15 protein-coding genes and 1 pseudogene are annotated in these 15292 nt (G+C 62.5%); 9 read left to right on the forward strand and 7 right to left on the reverse strand.

Annotated elements, in window-relative coordinates; translation table 11 throughout:
* Nucleotides 1-882 carry an ABC transporter permease gene (locus BLU15_RS22820; RefSeq protein WP_090298285.1) on the reverse strand — a complete coding sequence of 294 codons (882 nt, stop codon included), beginning with the start codon at nucleotides 880-882 and terminating at the stop codon, nucleotides 1-3.
* Between the two features lie 74 nt (nucleotides 883-956).
* Nucleotides 957-2044: pseudogene (locus BLU15_RS22825) on the reverse strand (PotD/PotF family extracellular solute-binding protein).
* Nucleotides 2045-2163: 119 nt separating this feature from the next.
* On the opposite strand from BLU15_RS22825, the gene BLU15_RS22830 reads away from it, so the two are divergent.
* Nucleotides 2164-2781 carry a TetR/AcrR family transcriptional regulator gene (locus tag BLU15_RS22830; protein WP_089045837.1) on the forward strand — a complete coding sequence of 206 codons (618 nt, stop codon included), beginning with the start codon at nucleotides 2164-2166 and terminating at the stop codon, nucleotides 2779-2781.
* A 51-nt stretch (nucleotides 2782-2832) separates the two neighbouring features.
* Entirely contained in the window at nucleotides 2833-3225 is a 393-nt protein-coding gene (locus tag BLU15_RS22835) for a YybH family protein (RefSeq protein ID WP_090298288.1), read from the forward strand.
* 8 nt (nucleotides 3226-3233) lie between these two features.
* Here the strand turns inward: BLU15_RS22835 and BLU15_RS39570 are convergent, their stop codons facing one another.
* The 4 genes from BLU15_RS39570 to BLU15_RS22855 all read right to left on the reverse strand — a co-directional run bounded on the left by BLU15_RS39570 (nucleotide 3234) and on the right by BLU15_RS22855 (nucleotide 7394).
* Nucleotides 3234-3383 (reverse strand): hypothetical protein, encoded by a 150-nt coding sequence (locus tag BLU15_RS39570; protein ID WP_034798890.1) that lies wholly within the window; start codon nucleotides 3381-3383, stop codon nucleotides 3234-3236.
* A 134-nt stretch (nucleotides 3384-3517) separates the two neighbouring features.
* A complete protein-coding gene (locus tag BLU15_RS22845) occupies nucleotides 3518-4432 on the reverse strand; it encodes a transglutaminase-like domain-containing protein (RefSeq protein ID WP_034798891.1) in 915 nt (304 codons plus the stop codon).
* Nucleotides 4433-4716: 284 nt separating this feature from the next.
* Nucleotides 4717-6030, reverse strand: coding sequence for an NAD(P)/FAD-dependent oxidoreductase (locus tag BLU15_RS22850; RefSeq protein ID WP_176960327.1), 1314 nt, complete (start codon nucleotides 6028-6030; stop codon nucleotides 4717-4719).
* Entirely contained in the window at nucleotides 6027-7394 is a 1368-nt protein-coding gene (locus tag BLU15_RS22855) for a glutamine synthetase family protein (RefSeq protein ID WP_034798892.1), read from the reverse strand. The genes BLU15_RS22850 and BLU15_RS22855 overlap by 4 nt, the downstream gene beginning before the upstream one ends.
* Nucleotides 7395-7583: 189 nt before the next feature.
* On the opposite strand from BLU15_RS22855, the gene BLU15_RS22860 reads away from it, so the two are divergent.
* Both BLU15_RS22860 and BLU15_RS22865 read left to right on the forward strand, forming a co-directional pair.
* Nucleotides 7584-8276: a GntR family transcriptional regulator gene (locus BLU15_RS22860; protein ID WP_034798895.1), complete on the forward strand. Its 693-nt coding sequence runs from the start codon at nucleotides 7584-7586 to the stop codon at nucleotides 8274-8276.
* Nucleotides 8277-8593: 317 nt separating this feature from the next.
* Nucleotides 8594-9697, forward strand: a complete 1104-nt coding sequence (locus BLU15_RS22865) for a M24 family metallopeptidase (protein ID WP_090298294.1) — start codon at nucleotides 8594-8596, stop codon at nucleotides 9695-9697.
* Nucleotides 9698-9756: 59 nt separating this feature from the next.
* Here BLU15_RS22865 and BLU15_RS22870 read toward each other — a convergent pair whose 3' ends face one another.
* Nucleotides 9757-10008 carry a hypothetical protein gene (locus tag BLU15_RS22870; protein ID WP_090298298.1) on the reverse strand — a complete coding sequence of 84 codons (252 nt, stop codon included), beginning with the start codon at nucleotides 10006-10008 and terminating at the stop codon, nucleotides 9757-9759.
* A gap of 146 nt (nucleotides 10009-10154) precedes the next feature.
* Between BLU15_RS22870 and BLU15_RS22875 the strand changes: the two genes are divergently transcribed.
* The 5 genes from BLU15_RS22875 to BLU15_RS22895 all read left to right on the forward strand — a co-directional run bounded on the left by BLU15_RS22875 (nucleotide 10155) and on the right by BLU15_RS22895 (nucleotide 15292).
* Nucleotides 10155-10871, forward strand: coding sequence for a FadR/GntR family transcriptional regulator (locus tag BLU15_RS22875; protein WP_090298301.1), 717 nt, complete (start codon nucleotides 10155-10157; stop codon nucleotides 10869-10871).
* Complete coding sequence (locus tag BLU15_RS22880; RefSeq protein WP_034798903.1) at nucleotides 10868-12040, forward strand: PLP-dependent transferase; 1173 nt, start codon at nucleotides 10868-10870, stop codon at nucleotides 12038-12040. Before BLU15_RS22875 ends, BLU15_RS22880 begins: the two co-directional genes overlap by 4 nt.
* A gap of 69 nt (nucleotides 12041-12109) precedes the next feature.
* A complete protein-coding gene (locus tag BLU15_RS22885; protein ID WP_034798905.1) occupies nucleotides 12110-13372 on the forward strand; it encodes an ABC transporter substrate-binding protein in 1263 nt (420 codons plus the stop codon).
* Between the two features lie 146 nt (nucleotides 13373-13518).
* Nucleotides 13519-14454 carry a carbohydrate ABC transporter permease gene (locus BLU15_RS22890; protein ID WP_051659467.1) on the forward strand — a complete coding sequence of 312 codons (936 nt, stop codon included), beginning with the start codon at nucleotides 13519-13521 and terminating at the stop codon, nucleotides 14452-14454.
* Nucleotides 14455-14458: 4 nt separating this feature from the next.
* Nucleotides 14459-15292 carry a carbohydrate ABC transporter permease gene (locus tag BLU15_RS22895; protein ID WP_060520333.1) on the forward strand — a complete coding sequence of 278 codons (834 nt, stop codon included), beginning with the start codon at nucleotides 14459-14461 and terminating at the stop codon, nucleotides 15290-15292.

Here is a 15292-nt window from a genome sequence, read left to right on the forward strand (position 1 = left end):
TCAGGCCCTCTCGATCTTCAGCCAGCGAGCGCAGGCGAGATAGGCGACGGTGACGGCGAGCATCAGCACGATCGACAGCGCCGCTGCCATCGGGAAATCCGCCCGGCGCCCGAGCTGCAGCATGATGATCTGCGGCAGCACCAGCTCGTTGTTGCCGCCGAGGATCTGCGGCGTGACATAGTCGCCGATGCAAAGCACGAGGGTAAGGAAGGCGCCGGTCATGATACCGGGCAGCGTCAAGGGCAGCACCACATGCCAGAAGGTCTGGAAGGCATTGGCGCCGAGGTCTGCGGCCGCGCGGCGGTAGTTTGGCGAAAGCTGGATCAGGTTGGAATAGATCGTCAGCGTCAAAAGCATGACGAAGAAGTGCACGAAGCCAATGACCGTGGCCGTGCGCGTGCTCGCCAGCTCCAGCGGCTCGGAGATAAGGCCGATGCTCATGAAGACCTGATTGATTACACCGTTCTTCGATAACACCAGCAGCCAGGAATAGGAGCGCACCACATAGGAGGTCCAGAACGGCAGGATCGCCAGGATCAGCGCCATGCGCTGCAGCCGCTTCGGCACGCGCTCGGCGATGATCCAGGCGAGCGGATAGGCGAGCAGCACCGAGATCACCGTGACGATAACGGTGATTTCGAGCGAGTTGACGAGCCCCCGGAACAGCGCGTTTTCGGAGAAGAAGCGGACGTAGTTGTCGAAGGTCCAGGCATGGACGATGTCCCGCCCTTCCCGCTTCCAGAGGCTCATCGCCGCCATGAAGGCGAAGGGCACGACGAAGAAGGCGACGGTCCACAGAAGCGCTGGAGCAACGAAGCCCCAGGCCTTGCGCCGGTCGGCGTCTTCAAGCGCTGTCGCTGATGTCAAAGCGGTGTCTGCCATTACCGTTCCAGATCAAAGGATTTCGGCGAGCGAAGAAGAAGGGCGAGCGCGACACATCGTGCCCGCTGCTTTCATTACTGCTGCAGCATTTCCGTCCAGGCGTCCTGGAACTGCTGGTCGAGCTCGGCCGACGGGATCGGATAGAGCTGCGTCTTCTTCAGATATTCGGCCTGCTGGTCGAAGCGCAGGGCCGCCTTCTGCTGGTCGGTCAGGTGTTCACCCGCCTTGGCATTGGCCGGCATCGCCCAATAGCAGGATGAGGTCGCAAGCCGCGCCTGGCCCTCGGGGCTCACGATGTACTGTACGAACTTCAGCGCCAGATCCTGCTTGGTCGAATCCTTCATCACGCCGATCGACTGCGCCCAGCGCACAGCGCCCTGCTCGGGGATGGTCCAGTCGAGGCTGGGCTTGTCGGCCGAGAGAACAGCGGTGATCCATTCGCCGCCGCCGACGAGAATGTCGACTTCGCCGGTCGCAAGCGCGGTCTGCGATGAGACGACGTCGCTCACCTGCTTGGAAACGGCCCGCATTGCCGCGAGCTTTTCCTTGATCGCCGGCATGTCCGCGTCGCTCAGATCGGCGGTCTTCTTGCCGAGGCCAAGCCCGACGAGACCGATCATCGGCAGATAGTAGTCGTAGAGCGCTATGCGGCCCTTGTATTTATCCGACCAGATAACCGAAAGGTCCTGCATGTCCTTTGGGTCGACCTTCGTCTTGTCGTAGGAAATCGTGTTGTAGCCGAACTTCTCGGTGACGGCGTAGGTCTTGCCGTCCTTGGTGTTGTTGGCCTCCATGCGCACTTCCGGGAAAATGTCGGCGGTCGGCAACGCATGGGCCGGCATTTCGGCAAGCAGATCAAGGTCGATGGCCCGGTGCACGTCGACGCCGTCGATCACGAGCACGTCCCAGTCGCCCGGTTGCGACTGGTCGAGAGCCCTGCCCCGGTACCCTCATAAACCTTGACGTTGACCTTCACGTCATTGGCCTTCTCGAACGGCTCAAGAAGCGCCGGATCGGTGTGGTCGCACCAGACGAGCGCATTGAGCTCTTCCTGGGCAAAGACCGGCGCGGGGGCCGCGACCGTCGACAGAGCGGCGATCGCGATTGCGGCCGTGGAGGAGAAAAAACGGCGCAGGCGCGCACCGTCACGAACTGACTGCATCATGCTGTTGCCCTCTTGTTTTGACGCTCGTTTCGGCGTCTTCAAAAAAAGATTGAATGAATTCATTTTTTAAGTCAATCTCAATTTTGAACCAATTCATAATTCGGGGAAACACTGGAATGACAGGGCTGCGCGCACGGCAAAAGGCGGATCGCAACAGGCGAATTCTCGACGCCGCCGCCGTGCTTTTTCGCGAAGTCGGCTACGACAGCGCACGCATCGAGGACATTGCCGAGCGCGCCGAAATTTCGGTCGGAACCTTCTACAACTACTATGAAAACAAGGGCGACATCCTGCTTGCGACCGTGTCGATGGAAGTCGAGGAAGTGCTCGCCGGCGGCGGATCGATCGTCGACAACCCGCCCGCCTCCGTCATGGGCGCCTTGGACGCGCTGATCGGCGAATACTACGATCACTCGCTCTACTATCTCAGCAAGGAGATGTGGCGCACCGCGATGGCGATCGCCATCCAGCAGCCGGAGAGCCCGTTCAGCAAGCGCTACACCGAACTCGATCGTCGGCTATGCGAGCAGGTTTCGACGCTGATCCGCAAACTTCAGGCCAAGGGCGTCGTCGCACTTGATGTCGATGCCGAGGCGGTCGGCGAGATGTTCTTCAACAATCTCAACATGATGTTCACCGAGTTCGCGAAGCGCGAAACCATGTCGCTCGACGATCTCAAAGCGCGCGTCTCACGCCAGAACCGCCCGCTGGCGACGCTCATTGCAGTGCGCTGACCATCACGAAGACCACCGGAGCAGTCTGCTTCCGGATAAAGAGGGAACCCCATGAAAGATCTCGAACAGTCGGTGCTTCAGGCCGCCGACCAGCTGGTTGCCGCTTTCGCCAGGCATGACCGGACAGCCTATTTCTCCGCGTTCGCGCCGGATGCGACCTTCATCTTCCACACGCTCGACCGACCGCTGAAAAGCAGGGCGGAGTACGAGGCCGAGTGGTCGCTTTGGGAGGAACGGGACGGTTTTCGCGTGCGCGCCTGCCGGTCGAGCGAGCGAAATGTGCAGACGGTGGGCAATGTCGCGGTCTTCACCCACCGGGTCGAGACCGAACTGGAATTCAATGGAGAGCCCGCAACCGCGGACGAACGGGAAACGATCGTGTTCGAGCGGAAATCGTCAGGAGAGTGGCTTGCCGTGCACGAGCATCTGTCACGGCAAAGCTGAGGCAGCCGTCAGAAGGCGCCGACGACGACGGCGCTGACGAAAGAGAAGGCGGCAACGATGGCAATTGCGTGCGGAACGAGATGAACATGTGAGCGGCGTTGCGGTGTGGTCCCGTAGAGTGCGTAGCGGGACTGGATCATCGGTTTCGCTGCGTTCATCGCGTCTCTCCGTTCCTGCGAGGGCCACGGCCCATCGACTGTCTTGTTCTCCTATATTTTCCATTGAGTTTGTAGATATTAAATTCCGCAAATCGCATAAATCGTAAAAAATCGGTTCGCCGCCATCGCGCTCATCAATGGCGGTTGCGGTCGCGGTCCTGAAGATGCTTCGCCCAGGTTTCGCTGAACCATGGGGTGAGCAGCGAAACGTCGGAGGCACGATGCGAGCCTTTGAGCGCGCTATCCGTTTCGACGCAGGTCCAGACGGTGAAAGCGGTGAGCTCATGTTTGCCGAAGGTCTGGATCAGCGGAATGTCGGCGGCATCACGGCCGCGGGCAACCGCGATGCGCCCCGCCCGCCGCTGGTTGTTCTTGGCGTCGAACGTATGCCAGCGATCGCCGAGATAGACCTCGAACCAGGCATTGAAATCCATCGGCGCAGGATGTTCGCTCGCGGGGATATCGGCCATATAGCCGTTCACGTAGCGCGCCGGCATGTTCATGCAGCGACAGAGGGTGATCGCCAGATGGGCGTAGTCGCGGCTGACACCGACGCGATCCTCATGCGCCTCGAGTGCCGTGCGCATCGCCTGCGCATAGCCGTAGCTGAAAACGAGGCGTTCATGGACATAATCGCAAATCGCCTGGACGCGCTCCCAGCCGGCTGGCACATCGCCGAACAGACGCCAGGCAAGCGCGCCAAGCCGGTCCGTTTCGCAGTAGCGGCTGGCTGCAAGATAAGGCAGCCACTCGGCGGGCAGGTTCTCGACCGGCACCGCATCCGCCAATGGGTCCGTGGCGTCGAGCCTGCCGTCATCCTCTATCACCGCATCATAGCAGAGCTTGAAATCGCCCTCGGGCACAGTCATCCGGAAGCAGGTGTTGCCATGCGGATCAGTGATCTGCTCCATCTTCACGATCGGCGAAGAGACTGGACCATGCTCGCGCCGCAGGCATGAGCGCCGTTCCGGCACGACGGAAAGATAGGTCATCATCGGGGTCGGCTGCGGGCAACGAATGCCGATTTCATAGCCAAAGCGCACGAACATCGCGAGGTCTCCCAGGAAATCAATCGGGAGCGACAGGCTCCCCGTTTGCTTGCCCGCAGCGACAGGCGGGCGATCCTTGGTGACCGATTCAGCAAGCGCCAGATGCGGGCGGTCACAGGGCAGAGACGCAAAGGCCCACTTTGAGACGGCGGACCCCTGCCGCAGAAGGTCGATACTATCGCATCGCCAATCAGGACGGAAACACATTCGACGCGAGATCGACCGCGGACCGCCGCCGAGACGGCGGTCCGCCCGGCCAAAACGCCGCTGCGCGCGGATTGTTCCTAGAGCCCGGCCGCGTCCTTGAACTGGTACCACCAGGAACCGATGGTGGAATACTGCGCCCGGAACATGCGCCCGCCCGGGAACGGATACCAGGGCAGCTTCTCGAAGACATCATAACGCGTGGTGTCGCCGTCGATCGCCTCGGCGAGCGTGCGGCCGAAGAGGTGCGAACCGGTAACGCCGTGGCCGCTATAGCCATGGGCGAAATAGGTGTTGGAGCCGATGCGCCCCATCTGCGGCACGCGGGTGAAGGAGAGCGCGAAATTGCCGCTCCAGGCATACTCGATCTTCACGCCCTCGAGCGCGGGGAACACCTTTTCGAGATTGGGCTTCAGCTTGGCGACCACGTCGGCCGGATCGGTTCCACCATAGACGGTACCGCCACCGAAGATCATGCGCTTGTCGGCCGAGAGCCTGAAATAGTCGAGGATATAGCGCACGTCCTCGACGCACATGTCGCTCGGGATCAGCGAATGGGCAAGCTCTTCGCCGAGCGGCGCCGTGGTGATCATCTGCGTCGAAACCGGCATGACGCGCGAGACGAGCTTCGGCACGGCATCGCCGAGATAGGCATTGCCGCAGAGAACGACGATGCGCGCCGAAACCTCGCCGCCTTCAGTATAGACGGTCGGCCGCGCCGCCTCGTGGTCGACACGTGTCACCGGCGACTGTTCGTAGATCGTGCCGCCAATGCTTTCGAAGGCACGGGCCTCGCCGAGTACCAAATTGAGCGGATGCATGTGGCCGCCGGTCGTGTCCAGCATGCCGCCGCAATAGGCATCCGACTTGACGAGCTTGGCGAGCGCGTCACGGTCGAGCAACTGGTGATCGTCCATGCCGTATTTGCGCCAGAGCGCCTGCTTGGCTTCGAGCTCCTTCATATGCGCCGGCGTATAGGCGGCGTAGATATTGCCCGGCTTCAGGTCGCATTCGATCTGGTACTGGCTGACGAGGCGGCGGATGATCTTGCCGCCCTCCTGCACCAGCCCGCCGATGAAGCGCGCCGCATCCTCGCCGTAGCGGCGCTGGATGGTCGCGAGACTGGCATTGAGGCCGTTGACCACCTGACCGCCGTTGCGGCCCGAAGCGCCCCAGCCGACCTGCGCGCCCTCGATGACGACGACCTTGTAGCCTTTTTCGGCAAGGTGGATCGCCGTCGACATACCGGAATAGCCGGCGCCGACGACGCAGACATCGGCCTCGACCCGGCCCTGCAGCCGGACCGGCGTGCGGATGATGTTGCGGGAGGCGGCGTAGTAGCTGGTCGGGTAGCTGCCGTCACCGGCATAGGATTTCTGTTTGGTAAGCATCAGACGATTTCCAGATAGGCGCTGAATTCGTAGTCCGTGACCTGCTCGGCAAAGCCCGCGATTTCCTGGCGTTTGCAGGCGATCAGCATCGAGCGCAGCACGGGATCGAAGATTTCGGCGGCAATCGGTCCTGCCTCGAAGCTGTCGACCGCTTGCCCCCATTCCGAGGGAATTTTGGGCAGTTTCTCCGCTGCATAGGCCCGACCCGAAACCGGCGCCGGCGGCTTCCACTTGTTGCGGATGCCGACCAGGGCAGCACCGAGGATCGCGGCGATGACGAGATAAGGATTGGAGTCGGCACCGGCGACGCGGTGCTCGATACGCCGCGCGGCAGGATTGCCGCCGGGAATACGGATGGCCGAGGTACGGTTCTCGTAACCCCAGCAGACGGCGGTTGGCGCGTGCGTATCCGGCCGAAGTCGCCGGTAGGAATTGAAATGCGGCGCAAACAGCAGCGTCGTCTCGGCCATGCCGCGCAGTAGACCGGCGACGGCGTTCTTCAGCATCGGCGAGCCCTCGTCGCTGCCGTCGTTGAAGACGTTGTTGCCCTCCTCGTCGAGCAGGCTGAAATGGATATGCATGCCATTGCCGGAACGGGTGCCATAGGGCTTGGCCATGAAGGTCGCGGCGAGCCCATGCTTGCGCGCCACGCCCTTGACAATGCGCTTGAAGAAGATCGCGTCGTCGGCCGCCTTCAGCGGGTCGTCGGTGTGGAGCAGGTTGATTTCGAACTGGCCGATGCCGTTCTCGGCGATCGCCGCATCCGCCGGCACGTTCTGCCGGGCGCATTCCTTGTAGACGTCGGAAAAGAACTCGCCGAAATCGTCGAGTTCGTCGATCGAGAGGATCGCATCGGAATCGAGACGTTTGCCGGTATAGGGCGAGATCGGCGGCACTGCGCTGTCCGGCTCCGGGTCGATCAGGTAAAACTCCAACTCGGTCGCGACGACGGGGCGAAGGCCGAGCTCCTTGTACTCACGCACGACCGCCGCAAGGGCCTGGCGCGGATCGGCGAGAAACGGCTTGCCGTCCTCAAGCTGCAGCCAGAGCGGCACCAGCGCGCTCGGCCGCGAGGTCCAGTTGACCGGCAGCGCGCCGCGGCCGGTGACACCGCAGATGCCGTCGCGGTCGCCGCTCGCAAACACCTGCTCGCTGTTGATGATGTCCTCGCCCCAGACGTCGACACCGACGATCGAGAGCGGCATGCGGATGCCGCCGCCGAGCACCTTGCCCGCCTGCTCCACTGGCACGCGTTTGCCCCGCATGATGCCGTTGAGGTCGCAGACGACGGCCTGGATGCTTTCGATCGGCCCGTTCTGCTCGAGCCATGCCTTGAATGCGCTGGGATCTTCCGCGTCGAGCGACATATCGCAAATCTCTTTTTGTGATCACATTTTCCGAAAGTTGACATAATTCTGGAATTGGAGTCAAGCAGCGGCAGTGCTATCAGGCGTTTGACGTAGAGCGGCGCGCGGAAAAGTGTATGCAGGCGTTTGCCAAACACCGCTCTCGCTGATGAGAAAGCCATCGCAATTCGGGCAAAAGGACATGCGCACTTGAAACCCCTTGTCTTACCGCCACTTGCGCGCCCCGACGGCATGACCACGCATGACTATGCCTTTCACCGGCTGCGCCAGGCGATCATGGTCGGCGCGTTCCGACCCGGCACCTCCGTCACCATCCGCGGTCTGGCCGAGGCGCTTGAAAGCAGCCCGACCCCGGTGCGCGAGGCGCTTAGACAGCTGACCTCGATCGGCGCGCTGCAGTTCCTCGAAAACCGCCGCATCGTGGTGCCGCACATCACGCCCGCCCGCTTCGAAGAACTGATCTCGTTGCGCATCGCGCTCGAAAGCCATGCGGCTCGCCGGGCCGTCGCTCATCTTTCCGAACGTCAGATCGAGAAGATCACGGCGATCGACGACAGCATCGAGACGGAGATCCGTCGGGGTGACAAGGTGGCGGCGCTGATCGCCAACCAGGCGTTTCACCGAATGATCTATACGGCCAATCCCGATGCGGTCGCCGTGCCGCTGATCGAGAGCGTCTGGCTGCAGCTCGGCCCGATCCTCGGCATCGCCATGGAACACGTGACCGAACTTTACGTGGTCGACCGCCACCGCGAGGCAATCGAGGCGCTGAGGCGCCGGGATGAGAACGCTGCTGCCGACGCGGTCGCTGCCGACATCCGTGAGGGTATCGGCGGCTTCGACCAACAGGCGGTTGCACGGTTGCTGCGATTGGCTGCCTGAGGCGATGCCGTCATAAATTTTAGTGTAACTAAAATTCCATATTGACAACGCTCAGCCACAGCACCAAAGTCGTGCAAATACAGACGCATAGCGACGGGAAGCGACCAGCCTCCCGGCCTCATGTTCGTGCATTCGAGGGGGAGGTGTCCGCTTGAAGAGCCAGAGATCCAAGTCCCGCCGCAAGACAGGCGCGGGCCTCAGGCATTCCCCGTAGCCGACGACGCGCCGATCTCCGGTGCTCCTTTCCCCCTCACCTTCGGCCACGGCCGCATGACCGGCTGTGGCATCTGATTTCTCAAGCCAGAATTGGAAACACCATGAAGGAACTCACCAAGAGCCGTTTTGCAGCACTCCGCCGCACGATGGCCGAAAGCAATGTCGGCCTCGTCGCGTTGGCGCCGGGATCGCATATGGATTGGCTGATCGGCTACCATCCGCATCCCGACGAACGCCCGTGCCTGCTGCTCATCGGCCCGGAGAAGGAAGCGTTCCTGATGCCGGCGCTCAACGCCGAAGGCACGCGCGAGCACACCGATATCGCCTTCCACAACTGGGCCGATGACGTTGGCCCGAGCGACGCCCTGACCGCAGCGCTTGCCGATGTCGGCGCCGCAAAGCCCGGTCGCGTCGTGCTCGACGAAACCATGCGCGCCGATTTTGCGCTGCTGCTGATCGATGCGCTGCCCGCCGATACCGCGCGCGAATTCACCCCGGCGACGCTCGGCGCGCTCCGCATGCGCAAGGACAAGAGCGAGTACGCGCTTCTGAAGATGAATGCCGGCATCGCCGATCGCGCCATGCAGGCGGCATTCTCCAAGATCCGCCCGGGCATGACCGAGAAGGAACTGGCCGCCGACATCCGCGCGCACTTCGCCTCGGAAGGTGCGGCACCGGCCTTCTGGATCGTCGGCGCCGGCGGCAACGGCGCCTTCCCGCATCACTCCGCCAGCGAGCGGGTGATCGAGGAAGGCGATGCCGTCGTTATCGACATCGGCGGCCGCAAGCAGGGCTTCCCGAGCGACATTACGCGCATGGCGATCGTCGGCCGCGCGCCCGAAGGCTACGGGCAGATCCACACGATCGTCGAAAGGGCCGTCCAGGCGGCACTGAAGGCGGCTCGCCCGGGCGTGCTCGCCAAGGAGGTTGATGCTGCTGCCCGCAGGGTGATTTCGGACGCCGGTTATGGCGAGTACTTCGTCCACCGCACCGGCCACGGCATGGGCATCGACGGCCACGAGCCGCCCTATATCACCGCGACCTCGGAAACCGTGCTCGAAGAAGGCATGGTCTTCTCGATCGAGCCCGGCATCTATCTCCCCGGCCGCTTCGGCATCCGGCTCGAGGATATCGTTATCCTCCGGGAGGATGGGCCGGAGGTTCTCTCCTCACTCCCCCGCGACGTTCACGTCGCGAAGGTCTGATCAAAGTTGCGGCGCCCCAGGGCGCCGCTTCTCTTTGCGCTCTTCGTCGAGCCCTGCGGCTATTGAACCGGCCGCTTGCGCGGCTTCGCGAGCTCGCTCCCCTTCTTGCCGGGTTGCTTCTTGTAGACGGGCTGCTGCTGCTCGACCGGTGGCCAGATCCAGTAATAGCCATAGGGCTTGCGCTGGATCCCCTCGTAATACTCGCCCTTCCGCGTCCGCATCTGAGCCTCGGCATCCCCCGTAGCCGCCACCATGACGAAGAACGCGCCGAGCACGGCTGCGACCACGAACTGATATTCCGATTTCATCATCACCAGAGCTCCTTGCCTCCCTTGTCTACGCCTGAGGCGAGCGGGGTCAACAGTTGTGCGTCTATCAGTTCTTGCTTGACGACCCCAACTGGCTTGATCATATTGGTGAGATGTCAGACCAATTTGGCCTCTGGGGAGGGAGCCGAATGAATGAACCGGCAAGAGCGGCACTAATGCCCCTGCCCCCGGCCGACCGGGCTCAGCAGGTGATGGCCGCGTTGGCTGACTACATAGAACAATCGGGCCTGAAACCCGGCGAACGCCTGCCGGCCGAGCGCGAGCTGATGACGGCGCTGGCCGTCGGCCGCTCCACGGTCCGTGAGGTCATTCGCCACTTCCAGGCACTCGGCGTCGTCGAGGCGCGCAAGGGCAGCGGCACCTATCTCTTGCGCACGATCTCCGGCGCGACCGTCCATATGCCGCTCACGCTCGACGCGGCGCATCTGCGCGACGTGCTGTTGATGACGCTCGAAGTGCGCCGCGGCATCGAGGTCGAGGCCAACATGGTCGCCGCCCGCCGGCGAACCGATGAAGACCTGAAGATCATCGAAATCAGGCTCAACGAAATGGAGCGCGTGCATATCGCCAAGGGCACGTCGGGGCCGGAAGACCTGGCCTTTCATCTGGCGATCTACGACGCCACCCACAATCCGCTCTTTCGCCAGCTGCTCGAGCAAATGCGCGAGGCCTTCGAGCGCTTTTGGGACCATCCTTTCGACCGAACGGATTTCGCCCGTCGCTCCTTCCCGTTCCACCGCACCCTCTTCAACGCAATCGCTGCTCAGGACCCTGAGACCGCGCGCGAAGAAACGCTGAAAATCCTCGCGATCGTCGAGGAAGACATCAAGGAAATGTCCAAATGACCAACGGCCTCGATCCGTTCGACCATGCCTCGCTGATCGTCGCGCATGACGAAGGCCACGCCTTCGACGCCGTCGTGCCGCCGATCGTGCAGACCTCGCTCTTCACCTTCAAGGACTATGACGATATGGTCGCCTCCTACCGGGGCGAGCGCGTGCGGCCGATCTATACCCGCGGCCTCAACCCGACTGTGCGCATGTTCGAGGAGATGCTGGCGAAACTCGAAGGCGGCGAGGACGCGATCGGTTTTGCGAGCGGCATGTCGGCGATCTCCTCTACCGTGCTCTCCTTCGTCGAGCCGGGCGACCGGATCGTTGCCGTCAACCATGTCTATCCCGATGCCTTCCGCCTGTTCGGCACGCATCTGAAGCGCATGAAGATCGAAGTGACCTATGTCGACGGCCGCGACGAGGAAGCAGTCGCCAAGGCGCTGCCCGGCGCAAAGCTCTTCTACATGGAAAGCCCGACGAGTTGGGTAATGGACACCCACGACGTCGCTTCCCTTGCCCGCCTGGCGAAGGACCAGGGCATCATCACCGCGATCGACAACAGCTGGGCGAGCCCGATCTTCCAGCAGCCGATCTCGCTCGGCGTCGATCTCGTCATCCATTCGGCCTCGAAATATCTCGGCGGCCACTCGGACGTCGTCGCCGGCGTCGTCACCGGATCAAAGGAACTGATCGGCCGCATCCGTTCCGAAGCCTATCCCTATCTCGGCGGCAAGCTTTCGCCCTTCGACGCCTGGCTCTTGATCCGCGGTCTGCGTACCTTGCCGATCCGGATGAAGTCGCACGAGCGCTCGGCGCTTGAAGTCGCGCGCCGCCTGCAGGCTCACCCGCTGGTCGAGACCGTCTGCCACCCCGGCCTTGGCAACACATTGCCGCCGGGCCTTTCCGGCACCTCCGGCCTCTTCTCCTTCATCTTCCGCGAGGGCGTCGACGTCAGGCGCTTCGCGGACCATCTCGAACTCTTCAAGCTCGGCGTGTCCTGGGGCGGGCATGAAAGCCTCATCGTGCCGGGCGAAGTCGTGCTGTCGCAGAAAGCCCAGCCCAATTCCGCGGCCGCCTTCGGCATCTCGCCGCGATCGGTACGGCTCCATGTCGGTCTGGAGGGAACGGAGGCCCTCTGGAGCGATCTCGAAGCGGCGCTCGCCGTCGCTTCGACTGACTGACTGGAGCGGGATCAGGATCCCGGTCCGCCCACTTTGAACCAAAACCAACGAAGAAAAGAGGGAACAGAAATGAAGAAACTGATCACTGCCACGCTTCTCGCCAGCCTCATGGCCGGAAGCGCGCTCGCCGACACCAAACTGAAGCTCGTCGAGGTCATCACCAGCCCCGAGCGCACCGAGACGCTGAAGTCGATCGTCGCCAAGTTCGAGGCCGCCAACCCCGGCACGACGGTCGAGATCATCTCGCTGCCCTGGGGCGAAGCCTTCCAGAAGTTCGCGACCATGGTTTCGGCCGGCGAACTGCCTGACGTCATGGAAATGCCCGACACCTGGCTGTCGCTCTATGCCAACAACGGCATGCTCGAAAGCCTCGAGCCCTACCTCGCCAAGTGGGAACACACCGGCGGCCTGACGGAACGCGCGCTCGAACTCGGCCGCGACGTCAACGACACCGCCTACATGCTGCCTTACGGCTTCTACCTGCGCGCCATGTTCTACAACAAGAAGCTCTTGTCGGAAGCCGGCGTCAACGAGCCGCCGAAGACCATGGACGATTTCGTCAAGGCGTCGGAAGCCGTCTCGAAGCTTCCGGGCAAGTCCGGCTACTGCCTGCGCGGCGGTCCGGGCGGCCTCAACGGCTGGGTGATGTTCGGCGCCACCATGGCCGGCAGCAACACCTTCTTCAATGAGGACGGCACCTCGACCATGAACAGCGAAGGCTGGGTCAAGGGCCTCACCTGGGTGATCGATCTCTACAAGAAGGGGCTGGCGCCGAAGGACAGCGTCAACTGGGGCTTCAACGAAATCGTCGCCGGTTTCTACAGTGGCACCTGCGCCTTCCTCGACCAGGACCCGGATGCTCTGATCGCAATTGCCGAGCGCATGAAATCGGAAGACTTCGGCGTCACCACCATGCCGAAGGGCCCGAGCGGCAAGGCTTTCACAACCATCGGCTTTGCCGGCTGGTCGATGCTGTCGGCAAGCCAGAACAAGGACCTCTCCTGGAAGCTGATCGAGACGCTCGAAGGGCCGGAAGGCAACATCGAGTGGAACAAGCGCACCGGGGCGCTTCCGGTACACAAGTCGGCCGAGAAGGATCCCTTCTATGCCAGCGCGCAGTTCAAGGGCTGGTTCGACGAACTTGCCGACAAGGACGTCGTCCTGACTGTGATGCCGACCTACCTCGAGGAATTCGCCTTCTTCAAGGATTCGCTCGCCATCAAGACGACCCAGGAAGCCTTGCTCGGCGATATCACGCCGCAGCAACTCGCCGACCAGTGGGCCGACTACCTCACCAAGGCACAGCAGAAGTTCCTCGCCAGCAAGAAGTAAGCTTTTGGCCGGCGGCGGTTCGCCGCCGCCGGCCCTCATAACTCTTTGAGCGGAATGAAGTGCGCGCGGTCTCCGCCCTTCCCGCTCCGACCTAGAATCGAGGCACGCCCGAAAAACCGGCGGCCGCACAGGGGAAATTTCGATCGATGGCCTATGTCGCCCGCCAAAGCGGCCTGCCGGCAAGCAGGACGCCGCTGAAGAAGCGCATCGCCGATGGCGCCGCACCCTATCTCTATAGCGCGCCGGCGCTGATCCTGATCGTCACCGTGATGCTGGTGCCGCTGGTGCTCGGCGTCTCCTACGCCTTCCGCGATATCCAGCTCCTGAACCCGTTCTCCGGCGCCTATATCGGTCTTGATCATTTCCGGGCGCTGTCCGAGGACCAGGCCTTCTATCGGGCGTTGCGCAATACGCTCTGGTGGACCGGTGCCTCGGTCTTCTTCCAGTTCGTTTTCGGTCTGATCCTCGCATTGCTGCTCGACAAGCCCTTCTACGGCCGCGGCCTCGCCCAGGCGCTCGTCTTCCTCCCGTGGGCGGTGCCGAGTTTCCTCGCCGGCCTTAACTGGGCCTGGCTGTTCAATCCGGTCGTCGGCCCCCTGCCGCACTGGCTCTTCGGCCTCGGCATCATGAGCGAACCGAACAACATCCTGTCCGACCCGCAGCTTGCCATGTGGGGACCGATCATCGCCAATGTCTGGTGGGGCATACCCTTCTTCGCCATCACGCTGCTAGCAGCCCTTCAGGCGATCCCCCGCGACCTCTACGAGGCCGCTAGCATTGACGGCGCCGGCCCAGTGCAACGTTTCCTGTCGATCACCCTCCCCTTCCTTGCGCCGACGATCGCCATCACCATCCTCTTGCGCACCGTCTGGATCTCCAACTTCGCCGATCTCATCATCGTCATGACCAATGGCGGACCGGCCGACCGCACCCAGATCGTCGCCAGCTACATCTTCACCCAGGCCTTCAAGCGGCTGGATTTCGGTTACGCCTCGGCGATCGCGCTCGTGCTCCTGGCGCTGCTGCTCGCCTATTCGATGCTGATCGTCATCCTGCGGCAATGGCTCCTGAGCAAGGATTGAACCGATGCGCGCCAAACCTCTTTTCCTCATGATCGCGCACCGGCTGGCAATCCTTGCCTATATCGCGTTTGCGCTCTTCCCGCTCTACTGGCTGCTGAAGGTCGCCGTCACGCCCAACGATCTGCTCTACTCCGAGGGCATTCGAATGTGGCCGTCGCGCGCCAGCCTTGAGCACTTCGATTTCGTGCTCCGCCACAGCGCCTTTCCGGTGTTCTTCAAGAACAGCCTGATCGTCTCGGGTTCCACCGCCGTCATCGTCACCATCCTCGCCTCGCTCTCGGGCTACGCCCTGTCGCGCTTCAATTTCCGCGGCAAGTACTGGCTGGTGGCGCTGATGCTCCTGACGCAGATGTTCCCGCTGGTGATGCTCGTGGCGCCGATCTTCAAGATCCTCTCGCCGCTCGGGCTGACCAACAGCCTGACCGGGCTCGTCATCGTCTACACCGCCTTCAACGTACCGTTTGCCACCTTCCTGATGCAGTCGTTCTTCGACGGCATCCCGAAGGATCTGGAGGAGGCCGCGATGATCGACGGCGCCACTCAATTCGTCGCCTTCCGCCAGATCATCCTGCCGCTGACGCTGCCCGGCATTGCCGCGACGCTCGGCTTCGTCTTCACCGCAGCGTGGAGCGAGCTACTGTTCTCGCTGATGCTGATCTCCGGCAACGATCAGGCGACGTTCCCCGTCGGGCTTCTGTCCTTCGTGTCGAAGTTCTCCGTCGACTTCGGGCAGATGATGGCCGCCGGCGTGCTCGCGCTCATCCCCGCCTGCCTCTTCTTCCTGCTCATTCAACGTTATCTCGTCCAGGGCCTCACGGCCGGCGCGGTCAAAGGCTGA

The sequence above is a fragment of the Ensifer sp. YR511 genome, from assembly GCF_900103045.1.
Lineage (GTDB): Bacteria > Pseudomonadota > Alphaproteobacteria > Rhizobiales > Rhizobiaceae > Ensifer > Ensifer adhaerens.